Genomic DNA, 20714 nt, shown 5'->3' on the forward strand with positions numbered 1-20714 from the left:
AACGAGGCCCTAGGAGCATACATAAGTATGTGACTAGGGCGAGTGTGCGACGCCAACAACGCGACAGGCCGAAATATGACGAGGATTTTTAGAACCAAGGAGCTTGGATCATAACCGCTCCATAAAACAAGGCACGACCCGCTAATTCACCGCTAAATATGGCTAATATCACTAAGGCAATTAAAATCGCCGATGGCGGTTTCTTATATCCTTTCATCGCCACAATGCAAGGCAATAGCATACTCATCACAACTTGCCACCACAGCAAATAGCTTCCACCTTGGCTTGCAGGTAATTGCAGGCGAATGATTTGCGCGATTAATACCAATGCAACGCCTATAAGCACACCGACTTTAATTGACGATGGTAATGGCTTTCCTTGCCCAATGACAAATAAGGCCACTAGACTAAAACCAAGGACAATTGCACTGCCTATAAATGCGATTTGTGTTGCCGGAGTATGCCATAATGGGTGAGCGACCATTTGATAATAAACTTGTGCTGTGACAAGTATAGCGGCTAATCCTCCAATCCCACTTATCCAGCCTAATATCGTGTTGCGCATGTTTACTGTGGGTTGCAACCAGCAAGATAGAGCCCATAACGTGACAACGCCATTTAATAATACAAATGTCACGGCCTCGCGGCTTAACCATGAATGGCTTAACCCCAAAACGGAACGGTATGCTTCAAGAGGCACACCTAAATGCCCCATTGACATCGATGAGCCAATAACTTCAATCAACCATATCAATAGCACTGCTCGACGCAATACAGGACCTGATAATAGGGACTCTTGGCTGGCTTTCATTTGGTAAATAGTTAATGCGAGAACTGCCCCGATCCCCCACTGGCTCATCACTGTAAAAAATACCAGAGGGAGTTCCATATGTTTAATATCCATGATTAGTCCTCCATCCCAATAATCACAATATTTGGATTACTAATTGTGTGATCGGGCATATTATAGCGCTGCTCCAGTACCGCCCAATTTGTCATGTGCTTTTTACGTAGCTCGGTAATATCACCAAACTCAATAGCGCCCGTCGGGCAAGACTCCACACACCTTGGTAGTAGCCCTTCATCTAACCGTTCTGCGCACATATTACACTTGCTCGTTTTCCCTTCGGCAGGATCAAAAACAGGAGCATGATATGGGCAAGCCATGATACACATCTGGCAACCGATACATTTTTCATGGTCTTGAACGACTATGCCATCCGCCCGTTTGGTATAGGTGTCAGCAGGGCAGACTTTCAAACATTGAGGGTCATCACAATGATTACAAGACATCGTAATAAATGCTTGGGCATTCGGTGAGTCATCATTAAATTCGCGAACTCGACGCCACAAAACCCCTGGTGGGGTGACATTTTCGGATTTACAGGCCATTGAACAAGTACGGCAACCATAGCAATCTTTTGTATTTATCAAAAAACCATATTGCTTAACCATGATTACGCCTCCCTTCTGACATCAACTAACGTACTATTACAGCAGTGCCCTGTTCCCAAATGTTCAACTTGGTCATTCGTGACATGACTGCTGCTTCCCCCCTGCTGCTCCCACCAGCCGTTATCTAGTGAAATCACGCCTTTTTTAATATGCGTTGTCACAACAGCAATGGCTCTGTGTTCTCCTCGGTCATTAAAGGTGATTGCCCATTCCCCATTTTTAATGCCTCTAGATTTAGCATCTTCAGGGTGAATTAAAACATTCGGCTGGTTTCGTTGTACTTCCAGAATCCATTCATTCATTCCATGACTTGAATGCACACTACGCGCTAACTTGCGCTGAACCGCCATTAATGGATACTTTTTGGCTAATTCAGGTGAACCTTTAACAGACTCAGTCACTTGGTAGTAAGCGACGACAGGTGAGAAATTTTTCTTTTGCCAATCTTCAACAAACAAGTGCGCTTTTTTAGTCGATGTTCTAAAAATACCGTCTTTGAAAGGAATCCAGTCTCCTTCTACGGGACGTACTGGGCCTTTTTCTAACATTTGACGAGTGATGCCTGAACCGACTAAACAGGCATCAATGTAATGTTCTATTGGCTTATTGAATACATCTCCAAAGCCAAAACGCTCTGCTAACCGTGCAAAAATCCAATAATCGGGTTTTGCTTCACCAACAGGTTCGACGGCTTGTTCCATTAATTGAACATATTGGCTACGTACCCCCGCCATCAAACTTGTATCTTCAAAAATCGTTGTAACAGGTAGGACTAAATCTGCATATAACGCTGTTGAGCTCATGAGATTATCAGCCACTACCACAAATGGAACTTTCTTCAGAGCCTCCCGAACCTTGTTAGTATTCGGTAATTGGGTCATAACCCCCATTGTCATAATCCACCAAAAATTAATCGGATGCGGCTTTTCATTGACGATAAAATCGCCAACTTTCGCCACTGGAATAGGTGGAATATTTTTCACATTCGGAGCAGGAGGAACGATTGGACTAAAGTTAGCCATTTGCCGAGCTCCCCCGGCATCACAAACACCCGCACCTCGTTTACCGATATTGCCAGTGAGTAGTGCAAGGTAGAATTGACTTCCTGCAACATAAGCACCGTGCTCAGTTCGCTGCGCTCCTGACATATTTTGCACAATCATTGAAGGTGTTATTGATGAGTAATCCCGAGCAAGACGTACGATAGTTTCCGCTGGAACATCCGTTTCTTCACTGACTCGATCAACATCCCATGCTTTGGCTTGTTGATAAATTTGCTCAAAAACCGTGGTATACCCCAAATCTTCAGGAAGCTCATGTTGGAATAGTGCCGGTTTAATACCCGATGAATCATGTCGAACTAATTTTTTGCTTAATATGTCGAAAACTAAATAACTGTCCTTATCGTCATGATTTTGCCTAACTTGTTTCTGGTTGGTGTCAACTAAATAAACAGCGCCTGTATGTGTTCTAAGGAAGTTTTCGTCTATTCGGTTTTCTTCAATAATGATTTTGATCATTCCCAATGCCAAAGCCGTATCCGTCCCTGGAATAATCGGGACCCACTCGTCTGCTTTTGCCGCGGTTTCACTATAGCGCGGGTCAATAACCACTAGTCGAGCACCATTTCTTCTCGCTTGGTTATAATTTTTAAAATAGGCTTGCATGGTAACAGCAGGGTTATTTCCCCAACACAAGATATAGCGGCTGTCGGCTATCGTATCTCGGGTATCTGCATACCTTAAACCTAGCATTGGGATCATCGCTGCTGTTACCGCTGAACAACACAATGAACCCGCCTGTTTCGTTGCTCCGCCTAAATAATCAAAAAAGGCTTTTCCCATATCATTCTTGATAGAGTCCATATTCCCTGCATGCGTGGAAATAAATAACCCTTCATTACCATATTTATCAATGGTTTCTCTGATATTTTTTTCGATAAGATCCAGCGCTTCATCCCAGCTTATCGGTTTGAATTCCGCTTTACCTTTTTCGCCGACTCGCAGTAATGGGGTTTTGATGCGTTGTTCATGATAGACCCATTTAGTCCGGCTCATACCTCGCAAGCAACATTTGACATTAAACCCTTCAGTCGCCTGTATTTTCATCAGTTTACCTTGATAGGTATATGCAGTTAGGTTGCAATGTAAACACTCCATTGCACAAGTTGACCGAAATGTTTTGTAGTCCGACAATTTTAGTCGCACTTTAGGTAAGGGGTGATTGCTGTTTTCTTGTGTATAAGAACAGGGAGCAATACTCGCCAACCCCACAACACCAAGCCCTTTAAGCAGAGTTCGGCGTTTCAAACGTAGTGAATTTATAGTTTTCATTATAGTAAACCTCGACATTGCTTTTTAAAGTTCACTATATATATACCCCATTCACCAAAAGTGAACTTGAGTAGCATCAATAATTCTATCTATTTATAGGTAATAACGTACTACCTCTTTCGGATTATTTGTTTGTCACGTCGGGTCGTTAGCAGCACAAGGCAACTCATGGTAAAATACCCAAACTTGTTAAATTTAGGTGGTTTATGTATGTCTACTCTGCAAGGTGTTAATTCTGTTGATATAGCCGTAAGCATTTTAAATTATATTGCTCAGAATGGAGGTATTGCGCGCGCAGCGGATATTTCAAAAGGCTGTGAGATATCAAAAAGTCGGCTACATAAATATCTTGTTTCACTATGCCGTACACAAATGCTGTATCAAGATATTCAAACTAGCCGTTATGGCTTAGGCCGAAATTTAACCTTCTTAGCCAATTTTGTTAAACCTGAAGACTCTTATATCGACACTATTAATAATGCTTTGATTCAATTTCGTGATGAACAAAATGTCTCAACAGGTGTTGCCACCCGCTTAGGGAAAGCACTTTCTTTGGTTAAATATAATCGTAGCTTTAAAAATATTGAAATTGACTTTTTACCTAACACGCCATTGCCTGTCGTAAAAAGTGCGGCAGGGCTGGTTTATTCAGCATTTGATGGCCAATTTGGCTCTAATTCCTATTCACAAGACGAAATTAATAAAGTGACCCAACAAGGTTATGCTATCCGTTACCAACCAACAGAAGGTATTCCCGGAGCGCAATCTATTGCTTGTCCTGTATTTAATGGCGAAGGTCAGCTTGTTGCTGCCGCAGTGACGATGGGATTTATTGCAGAAAATGAAATGGAAAGATTAGCAACTGCATTAATCAAACAAGTTAATAAACTAAATTTATAACAACAAACCTTCATGATAATAACTCAAAAACAATAAAGCCGAGATTATCTCGGCTTTATAAGTTGATTATTTTACATCGATGCGAGGCAATTCACCCATTTCTTTGAGTTTTTTAGATATTTCACGGCGCTCTTTGGAAAGCTCAGCGTTCTTGATAATATAATCATCAACACGATCATCATAATCGCTACGCATGTTCGCAATAATTGCCTGAATATCCTCAATCGACATGCCTGGTTTTATATATTCACTCAAGTTATCCAGTAGCAAAACACGCTTCTGGTTATCACGAATTTTTTTCTCATTGTCGGTGATTTCACGACGAATTTTATTTTTGCGACGAAACATACGCACAAATTCCAGAACATTTTGGAAAGACGGCTTGTTAGCGTTGTCCATGTTTAAAACCCTCTAGTCAATATTCAAAACGCATTATCTATTAACACAATACATTCTAATCCTATCGTGTTACAAGCCCGTTTCGCATATTTATCAAATTATTCCACTGAAACTTGATTTCACTTTATACTTTAACGACCAAATTATCAGAGTGATCTTTATCAAACTTATTTCTCTGATCTTTACTTCCGATTTCTTGATTACCTGTCCCGTCACCTCTGAGACAAAATGCAGATAATATTGTCGTAATAATCACAAATCCCCCCATGACGAGATAAGTATGAGCAAAACCAATTTGATCGTATCCCCAGCCAGCTAATGGCGATAAAATACTTGCAACTACAGAGCTCATGCAGCTAAAGCCAACCAAATAAAGTGTCGATGACAAACGTTTATCAAAATGAAGGCTGTTATATTTAAAAATCGCGACTAAAAGAATCGGGAGTTCAACGGCATGCAGTAATTTCATTATCGATATCATAATTGCACCATCAACTAAGCCTGAACCAATAATGCGTAACGCCATCACTGAACTCGCAAATAATAACCCATTTTTAGCACCTATCCGATTGACGATAAATGGTGCTAAAAACATCCCCCCTGCTTCCAAGAAAACCTGCAATGAGTTTAGATAACCGTACATCTCATTACCTAATTGTTCATTCTGAAATTGATGAGCAAAATACACCATAAATTGCTGGTCATATACACTGTATATACAGGTTCCTAATACAAATAATATTAAAGCCCAAAATTGAGGTTGTACAAACAATTGTAGAGCGTCTTTCACGGTTATCGTAGAAGGTTTGCCATGTTCAAGGCTATTATAAGCATCCGTATTTGCCGTTTTTAATTTCAATAGAATAACTAAAAATAATAGGCCTGAAACAGTTGCCATAATAAAATTGTAATCAGGGTTCACGTTAATGTTACGCCCGGCAAAAAAGGTAGCTGTCGCCCAACCCAATGAGCCCCACATCCTCGCTTTACCATACTCAAAATTACGTAATCGGCTGACCCTCTCTGTATAAGACTCAAGCACCCCAATCCCTGCGTGAAAGGTCATACCAATAAATAAGCCACCAATTGCACTGCCTAAAAATACATTCCATTTTAGCAACGTACCAAAAACCATAAAAAATGGCCCTGATGCAATCAGTAATACTGCAATAAATAATAGTAAATTTTTTCGTAACCCTAATTTATCCTGCATGAATCCATAAAGTGGTTGCGCGCAAAGCGCCACAATCGAAATACAAGAAAAAATAACCCCAGTATCTGCGCCATCTAAACCAACATATTTACGCAGCCAGATTGCAACGACAGAAAATGTTGATGACCAGGTGAAAAAGAAAAAAAACAATAATGCACTCAAAGAGGCATAATACTTTCTTGAACCACGATTCATATTTCATCACCTAACAAAAATTATCCTGATGAAATGTTAAGGTTAACATTAATTACAAACCACAAAATCACCTATTAATTGTGATGTTAATCACCAATGTTAACGTTAACAATTAATATATGTGACGGTTATCACAATACTTATAACTTAAGATAACGACCTCCTGCTGGGTAAAATATTCTATCGAGTTATCAAATTAAACTGCTATCAATCGCGCCAGTTCAATATCAGATAGCCTTGGTTTAGCTTTCACAGTAGATAAGGTATCATTAATCAACAATGTATAGTGAATACCAATAAATTAACCACTATCAATCTACTATATAACCATCGAAATGGTGAAAACGTTGCAAGATAATAAAAAACAACCTACTTTTTTTATTCATGACTATGAAACTTTTGGTAAGCGCCCTGCTCTTGATCGGCCAGCGCAATTTGCAGGCGTCCGCACCGACCTTGATTTTAATATCATTGAAGAGCCAGAGGTTTTTTATTGCGCTCCAGCTGATGACTATTTGCCGCAACCTGAAGCCGTCATGATCACTGGGATCACCCCACAGGTCGCATTATCTCAAGGCGTTAATGAAGCCGAGTTTGCTAAACGAATTCATGCGGCTTTTAGTGTCCCCAATACCTGCATTATGGGTTACAACAATATTCGTTTCGATGATGAAGTTACCCGTAATATTTTTTATCGAAATTTTTATGACCCGTATGCCTATAGTTGGCAACAAGGAAATTCACGTTGGGATTTACTCGACACTTTGCGTGCCTGTTTTGCGCTTCGCCCTGAAGGTCTTCAATGGCCAGAGAATGAAGATGGCCTGCCGAGTATGCGTTTAGAACATTTAACTAAAGCGAATGGTGTTGCTCATGAAAATGCTCACGATGCAATGTCTGACGTTTTAGCCACCATTAACATGGCAAAACTGTTGAAAGCCGCTCAACCCAGAATGTTTGATTATTTTTATCAATTAAGAAATAAAAACAAAATAAGTCAACTTATTGATATTGTAGAAATAACACCACTAGTTCATGTGTCTGGTATGTTTGGTGCATTACGTTCTTATGTCAGCTTAGTCGCTCCTCTTGCTTGGCACCCTGACAACAAAAATGCCGTTATTATGTGTGATTTATCTGCTGATATCTCACCATTAGTTGAGTTAGATGTTCAACAATTGCGTACCCGATTATATACACCTAAAGCTGAATTGGCAGGCGCTTCTCCCGTTCCTGTAAAACTCGTTCACATTAATAAGTGCCCTATTTTAGCACCAGAAAAAACACTGCGCCCTGAAGATGCGGAACGAACCGGTGTTGACCGTGACTTGTGTATGCGCAATCTGGAAACTTTACGCAAGAACCCTGAAATTCGTAATAAATTAATTGAGTTATTTAGCGAACCACAAGTATTTACAGAGTCGGATGATGTCGATACACAAATTTATAATGGATTCTTTAGTCCTTCTGACCGCTCAACCATGGATATTATTCGTGAAACATCGCCACAGAACTTGCCTGCATTGGAACTCAGTTTTGAAGATAAGCGCATGAAAGAGCTCTTCTTTCGCTATAAAGCACGTAACTACCCTGCCACCTTGTCTTATGATGAGCAGCAACGCTGGTTACAGCACCGTAGAGACTACTTTAGTGAAGAGCGTTTAACAGAATATATGCAACAAATACAGCTATTACTTGTAGAGCATCAACATGATGAAAAGCGTTGCCAACAATTAAAAACATTGATTAGCTATGCGAGAGATCTCGCCAGTTAATTTAGTAATAAAAAAGGCAGATATTGAAACGTTTCCCAATACCTGCCTTTTGTTATTTATACGACGCGTTCATTAATGATCATGAGTATGAGCGCATCCACAATCCCCTTCCCAATTTTTGCGTTTAGTTGTTTTACCTAAACCGGGGTTCATTGTATTTGTTGGGTCAGATTGTTTATAAAATGATTTTAATTGTTCTGGAGCTTTATATAAATGCCCTACGTTATGTTCCGCAGGATATTGAGCCCCCCTTTCATCTAATAAAGCTAACATTTTTTCTTTTAGTTCTTTCGGGTCAACGCCTTTTTTCAAAACATAGTCTTGGTGCATAACATGGCACATAAAATGACCGCAGTATAATTTATGAACTAATAGCTTTTCAATTTCTGGTGGTAATGTTTCAAACCAATTTCTATCATTGCGACGTAAAGCAATGTCGAGAGGTAATACATCTTCCACATCTTTATTATGAACAGCGTGATAACGAACAGCGGAGCCAGCAGCGGCAAAGCGGTGTAAAAATGCTTTTGCCCCCTCTTCTGGTGTACATTCAAAATAGCCGCCATCGGCGCTTGCAAAATAAGATTTTAGCCAAACTTTAGCCTCATCAATGCCATCTCCGGCCATTTTTAACATTAAATGGTGTTCATAACGATCACGAAACTCTTTCATACGTGGTGGTAAATGGGAAGGCCATAATTTACTGAGAACCTGCATAGTACGGTCAATCAGATTTGATGGCAGGAATGGGACTTTATTTAATACTGCATCAATACGCCCTTTAATAGTGAAAAACATTGGCATTTTGTCAGTGCCAAATTTATCAATCATTAAAAAGGTATCTTTACCATAAACTTCTGCTATATCGAAGCAACCACGGTGCATATATTCACCTGCAACTGGCAGGTTTTTAAATTCACTTAAAATATAACGGCGTATATCTTCCAAAACGTCAGGGTTATTTGAACCGATATAAAATACCTGTGTTTTTTTATCGGCTGGGAAGGTATCTAAACGAACCGCAAACACGGCTAATTTTCCTGCGCACCCTGATGCTTCAAATAGACGACGTTCATCCGCGTTAAAGCGTGATGGTGTATCTGCATCAACATCACGAACGCGCTCTGCATACTCATGGTCAGAAGCGAGTTTATCGCTAACTTGTACGTCTTCACTACTATAGCCACGATTTTGTAAATTCGTCAGGATTTCTTCTGGTGTGTTACCTAAATCAATACCTAGGTGATTGACAAGCTCCACTTTTCCATCGTCACTGACTCGGCCATAAAGAGCAAGCTCAGTATAGGCGGGGCCTCTACGCACTAATGAACCGCCAGAACTATTACAAATACCACCCACAACTGAAGCTCCAATACAAGAAGAGCCAATCAAAGAGTGCGGTTCACGCCCTAATGGTTTTAAGATTTTCTCCAAGTCGTACAAAGTACTCCCCGGCATCGCAACGACTTGGTTGAATTCCGGTAAAACTTGAATTTGGTTTAATTTCAACGTACTAATAATGACGATATCGCGATCATAGTCATAGCCACTCGGTGTAGACCCTTCGGTTAACCCTGTATTCGCCGCTTGCATCAGGACAATTTTGTCTGCTTCAACACACGCCTTGAAAACATACCACTGTTCGAGCAATGTTGTTGGAAATACAACCGCGATTGCATCCCCCATACCAGAGCGGAAGCCTTTACGATAACGTTCTGTTTTATGTGGCTCTGTTAAAATATTTTTTTTGCCAACAATATTCCTAAGCGTCAGTAATAACCGTTGATTCTCAGGTTTCTTTGCATCATTCATTTGTGTGCCTTATTAATCGAATTCGTGATTATCATAGTTCTGCATTATGTGTTGTAACAACAATATCACATAATATTATGATGTTAATAGGCTACACGCTTTATCTTAAATAATTCTTAAAGGATAAAAAAATAGCGCCTTAAGGCGCTATTTTTGAATCTAATTCTGGACATATTCAAAATAGTTCGTGTTGTAGCAAGACGCCGAGCAAAACGATCATGGGGAGCATACATAAGTATGTGACCCATGTCGTTTTGAGAACGCAACGCCGCTACGGCGCGAAATATGAAGAATATTGTTAAACGTCGCTCATTTGCGGCATAGGCCGCTTAAACATACGTGTCAGCACAGCCATATAGACCAAACCAACTGCCGTCCAAACCAACCCGTAAACCATTGAGTCTTCTTCGATATTCAGCCATAACACACACACTGTCAGTGTACCAATAACAGGCAAAATCAAGTAATTCAGGATATTTTTGAGCCCTGTCATGCGGCGTTCACGAATAAAGAATTGGCTGATAACCGAAATATTAACAAAAGTAAACGCGATTAACGCACCAAAGTTAATTAACGCGGTTGCAAAATCCATTTCAAACCAGATAGCGCCTAATGCCAAGAAACCAACCATTAGTACGTTGTATGCCGGAGTACGCCATGTTGGGCTTACATAACCAAACACTTTTTCTGGGAATACCCCATCACGCCCCATAACGTACATTAAACGTGCGCTACCTGCGTGAGCCGCCATACCTGACGCTAATACCGTAACACATGAGAAAACCAGAATGATTGACTGGAAGAATGCACCAGCAACAAAACGCATAATATCTGGCTGTGTTTCATTAATATTCTTAAAACGTGAAACATCAGGGAAATATTGCTGTAAGAAGAAAGACACAGTAATAAAAATAATTCCACCGATTAACGCGGTTAAGAAAATAGCACGTGGGATCACTTTGCCTGCATTAGGTGTTTCTTCTGACAGTGAGCTTAATCCGTCGAAACCTAAGAATGAGAAACAAAGGATTGTTGCCCCAGCAATAAGCGGGATCACTTCGGTTTTTTCATTAGCAAATGGGTTAAATGTCCAAATCTCACCTGAACCTTCACCATTTGAAACGCCGTGAATCACTAAGCCCGTAAAGACCGCCATTACCCCAATTTGGATAATCGCAATCACGGTACTTAAATTCGCTATCACGTTGATACCGCGTAAGTTTGCTGCTGTCATCAATATGACTAATCCCACAACAAAAATCGCTGGCTCAACATTAGGGAAAATATCTTGTAAATAAATTTTAGCCAATAAGATGTTGATCATTGGCATAAAAATATAGGACAGCAAGGATGTCCAACCCACCAAGAAGCCAATATGTGGGCTCATTGATTTTTGGGCGTAAGTGTACGCTGAACCGGCTGATGGGAAACGTTTCACCAATTTACCATAGCTCAGAGCAGTAAACAGTATCGCAGCAAGTGCAATAATGTATGAAGTTGGAACATGTCCACCGGTTTTATCTGACACCATTCCGAAGGTATCAAATATCGTCATTGGCTGGATATACGCAATACCGATCATGACCACTTGCACCAATGTTAAGGTTTTTGCAAGTTGTACGCGGTTATTCGCACCCGTTTGATTGTGACCGATGTCTAATGGAATTGGCGTATTATTTTGCACGTCTAAGCCCTCCCATAACTTTCGATTGCATACTACTTCGGCTTAATCGACAGTTACTGGGAAGACTTTGCATCTGCCTATAGGCAGAGAAAAACGAAGAAAGGGAGAAAGGCGTGTGAGCGAAGCCACCGAGAGCCCCGTAGTCATCGATACGGCAGCCGCCAGCGCCTGGCCCTGCTGCGAATGCGAAAAAGTAAGCCATAAAAGCATTCCTCAAATCGGTAGCGTAAAATGTTTGCTACACGTAAATATTAAAATTATCTCTCCGGCTCTATGTCCGGCCCCGCTAGAATGAACGTTCCTAAAAACAAAAAAACCGATGCTTCATTTGATTAAGCATCAGTTATTTTTTAGTTCGCGCATTTTGCACGCCATAACCACAAATAGCAAGTTAAATTGTTAACAAATCACCCTATTTTCCATGAGAAATTTTGATTATTTCTGACTTTTTACCCTATCTGCTTATAACTTTTTTTTCTTATGGTTTTAATCAGGTTTTAATCAGCAAAAAACCCTTTGGTAGAAGCCAAAGGGTTTGGATTAATCGAGATTAATTATTCGATTAGAAGTTGTAGTTGATACCGATATTGTAGCGACGGCCTTCTAATTCGGCACCGTAAGTCGCATTATCGATTCGGCGATCTAAGACGTTATAGACACCACCAACAATGTTCGCGTTCTTGTTAAGCTGATAACTCGCACCTAAATCAAATAAAGCATAAGATGCTGTACCACTTGACATTTTTTGTCCACGACCTTGGTATTCAGAGGTTTTACCACGGAAATTCATACGCGTCCATGTTTCTAAATCTTCAGTAGTTTGCCATGTCAGAGTGGAGTTAGCCATATGTTTAGGCTGTTTATTTAATGGCTTACCTTTATTTACACCACTTTTTTGTTCAGTATCAGTATAGGTGTAGTTAGCTGCAAAGCTTAAGTCATCCACAATACGCCAGTTGAACGTTAGTTCAACACCTCGCATTCTTGCTTTATCAACGTTCGCTTTATCGCTGATGAAACGATACGGTTTGTTAGGCTTGTCACCTTCACCATCTTGAGCTACTGTACATGCTCTTACTGTGCTACTATTTTCTTCACAACGCCTAACTTCAGTAATTTTATCTTTAAAGTCAGTGTTATAGATAGTTATCCCAGCAGTAATATTATCCTGATTGTTCCAAATAACACCAATTTCTTCAGTAATACTTTTCTCTGGTTTTAAATCAGGATTACCATAAATAACGGCATTTCCTGCACTACCGCCTGTTGCTTGTCCCCAGTTTGCGGACGATTCACGCAAGCTTGGTGCTTTATAACCTGTAGTTACCCCACCTTTAATTGTCCACTGTTCATCAGCATGCCACACACCATATAAACGTGGAGTCCAGTGTGAACCGTAGTTTTCGTCTTTATCCATACGAATACCACCGGTTAACGCAAAATCATTGGTCATTAACCATTCATCTTCTGCAAATAACGCCCAGCTATATCGTTCAAGCTGATTATACTGTTTAAATTTATTACCTTCGTCTTTCAACTTCTCTTTACGATATTGACCACCAAGGCTTAAACTATGATCCCCCAATAAAAAGACACTTTGATTACGGAAAACAAGGTCTTCTGCCGTCATTTTACGGCCTGGGTTTTTTGTCTCATCGTATTGAACATAGGTATCTGTTGATGCAATATCATAAATACCCGTATGGGTTAATGCCATATGAGTCAACTCATATTTGCTAAAACCGCTACCGTCGCCTCTTTTGCTGGTATAACCCTCACGGTCATCACGATGTTGGTTATCACGTTTAAATTCTGCGTCGAAGGTATTTTTGTCATCTGGAGTCAACGATACCGTTGCTCCACCACTCGCCATGATTTGACGGTTAAAACCATTAATGATTTTATCTTCACCACGATGTGAATATTGTCCTTGTAGTTTCACACCCAGTAGACCATCAATTAATGGACCTGAGGTGTAAAAGCTGCCTTGCCCTGTATTACCTGAATTTTTACGTTCCGTAATTGTTGCGTCTGCACGTAAACTGGTCGTCCACTCTTGTTGAACACGACGAGTGATAATATTGATAACCCCTCCCATCGCATCTGAACCGTACAGCGATGACATTGGGCCACGTACTACTTCAATACGCTCAATGGCGGGTAATGGTGGTAACCAACCTTGTTCAATACCAGAACCATCACTATTTGGGCGAGTGCTGCGTGTATCAACGCGTTTACCGTCGATTAAAATCATGGTGTATTTAGCATCCATACCACGGATGCTGATGTCTGAGCTACTGCCGCCTCCAGTGACTAAAACACCCGGTACATCTTTTAATGCGTCAGTCACATCACGATAAGCTTTAGTTTCGAGTTGTTCGCGAGTTACTACAGAAATAGACGCAGGTGCATCTTCAATTTTCTGTTGATAACCTGATGCTGTTGTTACATAGATTTTATCTTTACTGTCATCAGCAAATGCAGGTGCCGCAGCAATAGCCGCAATTATGCTAATTGCCACTTTTCTTTTATTAAAAACAACCATTCCCAACTCTCCAAGAGATATTTTGTTTTATATATGAATTGATTTGCTCACATTGATTTCATTGAATCAAAAAATATTTTTTATTATTGGGGTATTTAAATACCCATAGGAAATCCATGGTAAAAACCATTATATAATTCAATTAAATTTCCTGTGGGTAATTACTATTAATTAATATTTAATTTGTTTTTTTTATATTACATCCTCTCATTTTATTTTTATTTAATGTGCTTGCCGAGTGCTGCAAGCACATTATTCCATTACGATATTAACTTGCTAATTTATCAACCAGCCCATCTATTAGGACTTGCGGAACACCTTGCGAACAACGTTCGATACGACCGCGTACACCATAGACCTCAGCAAGGCTTTCAGGGGTAATTACCTCAGCAGGTTCACCTTGTGCAATTAAATTACCTTGCTTCAGCATTAATACATGTTCTGCGTGTTTGAGTGCAATATTAATATCATGAACCACCACAACCGTGATTATATTTCGACGCTTCGTTTCTTTTGCGACTAAATCCATCACATGATATTGGTAATTTAAATCCAGTGCACTTAAAGGTTCATCTAATAACAATAAATTGGGTTGACGAATTAAAGATTGTGCCAAACCCACTAATTGTTTTTGACCACCTGAAAGTTGGTCTAAATAACTTAACGCCAAATGTTCAATACCCAATTGACGTAATAACCCCATCACTTCGTCTTTACTATTCTCATTGCTCAAACCGCCTGAAGCACGTTGAGCAACAATCACTGACTCTAAAACATACAGATGTACACCAGCAGGTAACGTTTGCGGTAAATACACCACATTTTGTGCTCGCTGGGCAAAACTCTGTTGGGTTAAGTCCTGACCATCCAGTAACAGCTGCCCTGTTGCCTTATTTAACCCCGCCAACGACCGTAATAATGTGGATTTACCACTACCATTTGGCCCAAGTAATACCGTGATCTTGCCGCGAGGTAAGATATCCGTCGATAGGTTCTCAATTACGGGGCGCTTTGGGTAACCTGCATTAAATTGGTTAATAATCAGGCCACTCATGATACGTTCCCTCTATGACGTAAAATAATGCTTAAGAAGAACGGCACACCCACTAACGATGTCACAATCCCAACAGGAATAATCACACCCGGAATAATATTCTTCGATGCAATTGAGGCCATTGATAAGATTAACGCCCCAATTAATGCACTTGCTGGCAGATAAAAACGGTGATCTTCACCAAAAATCAACCTTGCAATATGCGGCGCGACTAAACCAATAAAGGCGATAGGCCCCACAAACGCCACCGCTAAAGCCGATAAAATACTAATACGTAATAATGTTGTTAGCCTTAAACGGCGCACATCAATACCGAAACTGATCGCCCTATCTTCACCCAACCTTAAAGCCGTTAATTTCCATGAACTCATCATGGCAACCGGGAAAACAAGCGCGAAAACCAATGCCATCACACCAAGTTTTACCCATGTTGCTTTTGATAAACTGCCCATCGTCCAAAAAACTAGACCTTGCAAAGTGTCTTCTGTTGCGATGAATTGCATCATAGAAACCAATGCATTAAAGGTAAACACAAGTGCAATACCGAACAATACGACACCTGAGGTTGCTACACGCGTCCAGCGAGTTACCGCGTCTAACATCAAGGCTGCTAATAATGCAAAAATAAAGGCATTGGCTGATATTACCCATTGGTCAGGCACGCCTGGAATTGCAATGCCAGAAACAATCGCCAATGCGGCACCAAAAGCCGCCGCATTAGATACCCCTAGTGTAAATGGGCTCGCTAACGGGTTATTAAGGATCGTTTGCATCTCAGCACCAGCAAGTCCTAAAGACATGCCGATCACCACGGCCATCAATGCATATGGCAAACGGATATCCCAAACAATGACTCGAGTTCCTGCATCAACTGCTTCTGGGGTCATTAAGGTTTGCCATAAGCGTTCAAGGGATAACCCTGAAGGACCTAAGGTGAAATCAATAACCAGTGATAATAAAATCGCAGCGACGATAACAGCTATCCATGTCAATCGACGACGCAACATATTTTGATAATGTTGTTTTACATTGTTGTCAGCCTGAATCGCTGCTTTTTCAGCCGCCACTATTGGCTCGCTCGTGATACTCATCAATTCTTACCCATTTTCATTACTTTTCGCTGACCCAATATACACCTGTTGGTTCGATAGCGAGAAACTCTCTATGTAATTCATCCAGTGTTTTTTGCGGTTCAAGATCGGTAAATCGTTCTGGGTAAAACCATTTGGCGAAAACTTGTGTCGCAATCACATTGTATGGAGAGTTATAGTAATTGTGCCAGATAGCATAATCTTGCTTATCTTTTATAGCTGATAGCGAGCTAATTCCTTTACGTTCAGTTATTTTTTTCAGGCTTTCTTTCGCATCAGCTAATGAACTTTGCGCCCCTAATTGAACGCCTGCATCTTTACTACCCGGCGCTTTTGCACCAGATGCAATGTAAATATTTGGGTCCGCAGCAATGATTTTCTCTAAGTTCATCGTACCAAGCGCGCCCGGCAAAACGCCTTTAGCAATATTTTTACCACCCGCTAAATCAATAAAGTTCCCCATATTTCCATCGCCAGCGGTACCACAGCAATCTTCAAATGCTCCTGCACGTAACTCAATAAAAACACTTGGTTTTTTATCATCTGGTATTTTAGAAGTAATATCAGTGACTAATTTTTGGTTTCTTTCATAAAAATCGACATATTTATTTGCTGCCTGTTCGCGGTTCAACGCTTTACCAAGTAAACGCATACTTGGTAATGTGTTTTCCAGTGGTTTATCACGGAAATCCACAAATACAACAGGCACGCCGGCTTTCTCAAGCTGGTTAACTAATTCACTGTTTTTACCCGGCCCATGGCCTGACAAACCAAAAATCGCAATATCAGGGTTTAGGGTTAATACTTTTTCTGAACTGACGCTATCTGCGCTGGTATTACCAATCAGTGGAATATTGTCAATTTCAGGGAATTTAGCTTTATAAACAGAGTAGGTTTGAGGGTCTAGTTTTCGAAGGTCACCTTGCCAACCGACAATTCGGTCAATAGGTTTATCACCTTCCAGCAGAGCTATTGCACTAAACAGGCGCCCTTCGCCTAATAAAATGCGATTAACATTATCAGGAACCTCAACAGTACGGCCTGCAATATCAGTCACTGTTGCAGCCCAAGCGCTCATACTGGCACTTGCTAATAACGCTAAACCTATTCCTTTTACTACCGACCTAGCTACAGACTTCTTGGCTACCGACGACATAGTATTAAGCTCCACTATTAACCTCATTGACTTACCTTTTTTTTATGCGGTAACAATAAAGCAAATAAGAATACTTATCAATACGATTATTAGTTTAATCATGACTTTCATCAATGGAATTCTGTGACCATTATCGTAAAGCCAAACATTCAGCCTATTTTACCGCCAAAATGCAGGTTTGTTGCGCTATATATAAAAAAACAGCACCCTATAAAGAGTGCTGTTTTTTATGATAGATATTCTAAGAATATTATTTATCTAAATTTTCTCGGTAACTTGGAAAGCTCATATCTTTATAGCGAATAAACGTTGTTTTCTTCACTATCTTATAACCAAACCAAATTGCTAAAAACAGCGGAATTCCAATATAAGTTGCCGTAACCCCTACCCAATCAATTTTATCTTCTAAAAAGGCTTGGTAGTTTTGGCCTAATGTAATTGTTAAACACAAAATAAAGGCAAAAATAGGACCAATTGGGAAGAAACCTGAACGGTAAGGTAAGTCATTAAGATCTTTCCCTTGTGCAATATAGCCTCTACGGAAACGATAATGGCTAATTGCAATACCTAACCAAGCAATAAACCCTGTCATCCCCGATGTATTTAATAGCCACAAGTACACCGTCTGGTTTCCAAACATGGAACTCAAGAAACATAAGCCCGCAATAACCGTCGTTGCTAACAACGCATAACGAGGTACGCCACCTTTAGATAAACGAGCGAAAATACGTGGTGCTTTACCTTCACGCGCTAAGGTATACAACATACGCGTTGATGCGTACATACCCGAGTTACCTGCCGATAATACTGCCGTTAAGATAACCGCATTCATCACCGCAGCAGCAGATAATAAACCTGCATTTTCAAATACTAAAGTGAATGGACTCACACTAATATCTTTTACATCATTACGCAGTAAGCTTGGATCAGTATAAGGAATGATCAAACTAATAATTAAGATTGCAAAGATATAGAATAACAATATCCGCCAAAATACTTTGCGTACTGCTTTGGGAATATTTTTGGCAGGATCTTTCGATTCCCCCGCAGCAATACCGATTAATTCAGTTCCTTGGAATGAGAACCCAACTATCATTGCCACGCCAATCATTGCTGAAAAACCACCCGCAAAAGGTGCATCACCAATTTCCCAGTTATGCCACCCGGCATTTTCCGCACCGCTCATGATGCCAAAAATCATTAATACGCCAACAACAATAAAAATAACGACTGTGGTGACTTTTATTAATGAGAACCAGTATTCCGCCTCACCAAACCCTTTCACAGAGATGAAATTCAGTAAGAAAATAATCGCAAGGAAAATAGCGCTCCAAATCCAACCTGGGGTATCTGGGAACCAATAGGTCATCACCAATTGAGCAGCAACTAAGTCAACTGCAATTGTTACAGCCCAGTTGTACCAGTAGTTCCACCCTAGTGCGAAACCAAAACCTTCATCGACATATTTTGCACCATAGGTTGCAAATGAGCCTGAGACAGGCATATAAGCGGCTAATTCACCTAAACTGGTCATTAAAAAATAGACCATTAAGCCAATGATAGCATAAGAAAGGAGTGCTCCACCGGGGCCTGCTTGTGCAACCGTTGCACCGGATGCAACGAATAAACCGGTACCGATAGATCCACCGATAGCAATCATCGCAAGATGGCGCGCCTTTAACTCACGGCGTAGTCTTTGTGGGCCGCCCTGCGAGATAGTATTGGTATGTTGTTCTGACATTTGTTCCCTGTATTTTATTATTCAGCTAATATCGCATGGATTCTAGCAAAATAGACTGTGAGAACTAAGCAACTCTTCACTGTTATAAGATACCTTCATAATTCATACAAAATTATAAGTAAAACGCGTTATCTCAAAAAATTCAGTATACCCTCTTAATAAGAGGACGACGTTTTATTCTCTTTATCGTGTCTGTAGCGGCAAATGTGACTGTTCAAGGCACATAAAAAGTGCAGCCAACAACGCGATAGCCTATCACTAGTGCAACACATTCACTGCAATCCTCTATAGCTTTTAGCGTGTCGCTAGGCGGCAATTGAGACTATCCAAGGAGCATACATTAGTATGTGACTTGGGTCGTCGATTGCAGCCAACAACGCGACAGGTTAAAAGATGACGAGGATTTTTAATTACAGTAAGACAGAAGATTAGTAATCGCACTCGAAATATGCTTTTGACGGTGATAAATCAAATATAGCGTTCTTTCTAAATGAAGGTCGTCTATTTTTAATTCGACTAGAGAGCCATTTTCTAATTGTTCTTCGATCACTCGACGTGATAAACAGCTTATACCTATTCCATAACGAACTGCATGCTTGATAGCTTCTGAATTTCCTAGCTCCATCAAAATATGAAAGCCCGGAAGATGTGCAAATAATAGTTGGTCAAGGACATCCCGTGTACCTGACCCCCTTTCACGCAAAATCCAAGGCGCGTCACGCAAATCTTTTAAAGAGACTTTTTTATTCGCTAATGGGTTTTGGGGGGAAACAAAAATAACGAGCTCATCTTTTAACCATGCTTTAGAAATTAATTCAGGGCTATGACAAACACCTTCAATTAACCCAACATCCGCCCTAAATTCCATGACTGCCTTAATAATTTCTTCTGTATTACTAATAAAAAGCTCTAAAGGAATATCAGGGTGGTCATGACGATACCCCGCTAAGACTTCGGGTAAAATATAATTACCAATCGTTGTACTGGCAGCAAGACGCACGGCGCCCATCTCTTTTTTAAAGAGTTGCTCAACTTCTAACCCTTGCTCTAATAACGCTAACGCTTTGGGATATAAAAGTCTTCCGTGCTCATTAGTAACAAGTCGTTTACCCACACGGTCAAATAATTGAACGCCTAATTGACCTTCTAAATCCGTTAGCGACGCACTGACTGCAGATTGTGAAAGCGCTAATAACTGAGATGCTTGCGTCGTGGAGCCACTCTTTAATACTTCCGTAAAAACCTCAAGTTGCCTAAGTGTAATTCGCATAAAGGTAAGCCCCAACGTGATTTTTAGTATTTGTAATAATAATGTTAATATTAACGATTTATTTGCAATATTCCAGAAGAAACTTTCTAAT

At 40.4% G+C, this 20714-nt stretch carries 16 protein-coding genes; 2 read left to right on the top strand and 14 right to left on the bottom strand.

Features of this window, described 5'->3' with window-relative positions; translation table 11 throughout:
• Window positions 1–88: 88 nt before the first annotated feature.
• Genes SJ312_RS06035 through SJ312_RS06045 form a run of 3 tightly spaced genes read right to left on the bottom strand, consistent with a single transcriptional unit; the run spans window position 89 to window position 3788 of the window.
• Window positions 89–904: a dimethyl sulfoxide reductase anchor subunit family protein gene (locus SJ312_RS06035; RefSeq protein ID WP_136134352.1), complete on the bottom strand. Its 816-nt coding sequence runs from the start codon at window positions 902–904 to the stop codon at window positions 89–91.
• 2 nt (window positions 905–906) lie between these two features.
• Entirely contained in the window at window positions 907–1455 is a 549-nt protein-coding gene (locus SJ312_RS06040) for a 4Fe-4S dicluster domain-containing protein (protein WP_165119705.1), read from the bottom strand.
• A gap of 2 nt (window positions 1456–1457) precedes the next feature.
• Window positions 1458–3788, bottom strand: a complete 2331-nt coding sequence (locus tag SJ312_RS06045) for a molybdopterin-dependent oxidoreductase (protein ID WP_153673340.1) — start codon at window positions 3786–3788, stop codon at window positions 1458–1460.
• 210 nt (window positions 3789–3998) lie between these two features.
• On the opposite strand from SJ312_RS06045, the gene SJ312_RS06050 reads away from it, so the two are divergent.
• The gene (locus SJ312_RS06050) at window positions 3999–4688 is read left to right on the top strand and encodes a helix-turn-helix domain-containing protein (protein WP_036958098.1); all 690 of its coding nucleotides are present in this window, start codon (window positions 3999–4001) and stop codon (window positions 4686–4688) included.
• A gap of 66 nt (window positions 4689–4754) precedes the next feature.
• On the opposite strand, the gene tmaR is transcribed toward SJ312_RS06050, so the two are convergent.
• Together tmaR and SJ312_RS06060 are read right to left on the bottom strand one after the other, a co-directional pair.
• Window positions 4755–5087, bottom strand: coding sequence for a PTS system regulator TmaR (gene tmaR, locus SJ312_RS06055; protein WP_004253179.1), 333 nt, complete (start codon window positions 5085–5087; stop codon window positions 4755–4757).
• A 124-nt stretch (window positions 5088–5211) separates the two neighbouring features.
• The gene (locus SJ312_RS06060) at window positions 5212–6495 is read right to left on the bottom strand and encodes an MFS transporter (RefSeq protein ID WP_004253175.1); all 1284 of its coding nucleotides are present in this window, start codon (window positions 6493–6495) and stop codon (window positions 5212–5214) included.
• A 347-nt stretch (window positions 6496–6842) separates the two neighbouring features.
• On the opposite strand from SJ312_RS06060, the gene sbcB reads away from it, so the two are divergent.
• The gene (gene sbcB / locus SJ312_RS06065; protein WP_319867196.1) at window positions 6843–8270 is read left to right on the top strand and encodes an exodeoxyribonuclease I; all 1428 of its coding nucleotides are present in this window, start codon (window positions 6843–6845) and stop codon (window positions 8268–8270) included.
• A gap of 72 nt (window positions 8271–8342) precedes the next feature.
• On the opposite strand, the gene dld is transcribed toward sbcB, so the two are convergent.
• The 9 genes from dld to yieE form a co-directional block, all read right to left on the bottom strand.
• Entirely contained in the window at window positions 8343–10082 is a 1740-nt protein-coding gene (gene dld / locus SJ312_RS06070) for a D-lactate dehydrogenase (RefSeq protein WP_004253168.1), read from the bottom strand.
• A 298-nt stretch (window positions 10083–10380) separates the two neighbouring features.
• The gene (locus SJ312_RS06075) at window positions 10381–11766 is read right to left on the bottom strand and encodes an APC family permease (RefSeq protein ID WP_110591844.1); all 1386 of its coding nucleotides are present in this window, start codon (window positions 11764–11766) and stop codon (window positions 10381–10383) included.
• The gene (locus tag SJ312_RS06080) at window positions 11756–11968 is read right to left on the bottom strand and encodes a hypothetical protein (protein ID WP_004253162.1); all 213 of its coding nucleotides are present in this window, start codon (window positions 11966–11968) and stop codon (window positions 11756–11758) included. Before SJ312_RS06080 ends, SJ312_RS06075 begins: the two co-directional genes overlap by 11 nt.
• 360 nt (window positions 11969–12328) lie before the next feature.
• Window positions 12329–14311 (bottom strand): ligand-gated channel protein, encoded by a 1983-nt coding sequence (locus SJ312_RS06085; RefSeq protein ID WP_096863852.1) that lies wholly within the window; start codon window positions 14309–14311, stop codon window positions 12329–12331.
• Between the two features lie 268 nt (window positions 14312–14579).
• A complete protein-coding gene (locus SJ312_RS06090) occupies window positions 14580–15368 on the bottom strand; it encodes an ABC transporter ATP-binding protein (protein WP_094960415.1) in 789 nt (262 codons plus the stop codon).
• Window positions 15362–16456 carry a FecCD family ABC transporter permease gene (locus SJ312_RS06095; protein ID WP_004253151.1) on the bottom strand — a complete coding sequence of 365 codons (1095 nt, stop codon included), beginning with the start codon at window positions 16454–16456 and terminating at the stop codon, window positions 15362–15364. Before SJ312_RS06095 ends, SJ312_RS06090 begins: the two co-directional genes overlap by 7 nt.
• A 19-nt stretch (window positions 16457–16475) precedes the next feature.
• The gene (locus tag SJ312_RS06100; RefSeq protein WP_187710389.1) at window positions 16476–17612 is read right to left on the bottom strand and encodes an ABC transporter substrate-binding protein; all 1137 of its coding nucleotides are present in this window, start codon (window positions 17610–17612) and stop codon (window positions 16476–16478) included.
• A 250-nt stretch (window positions 17613–17862) separates the two neighbouring features.
• On the bottom strand, window positions 17863–19353 hold the full coding sequence (locus SJ312_RS06105; protein ID WP_004253146.1) for an amino acid permease: 1491 nt from the start codon (window positions 19351–19353) through the stop codon (window positions 17863–17865).
• Window positions 19354–19759: 406 nt separating this feature from the next.
• Window positions 19760–20623 (bottom strand): DNA-binding transcriptional regulator YeiE, encoded by an 864-nt coding sequence (gene yieE, locus SJ312_RS06110; protein ID WP_004253145.1) that lies wholly within the window; start codon window positions 20621–20623, stop codon window positions 19760–19762.
• Window positions 20624–20714 lie beyond the last annotated feature (91 nt).

The organism is Providencia sp. CIM-Carb-044 (genome assembly GCF_033901115.1).
Classification (GTDB): Bacteria; Pseudomonadota; Gammaproteobacteria; order Enterobacterales; family Enterobacteriaceae; genus Providencia; species Providencia hangzhouensis.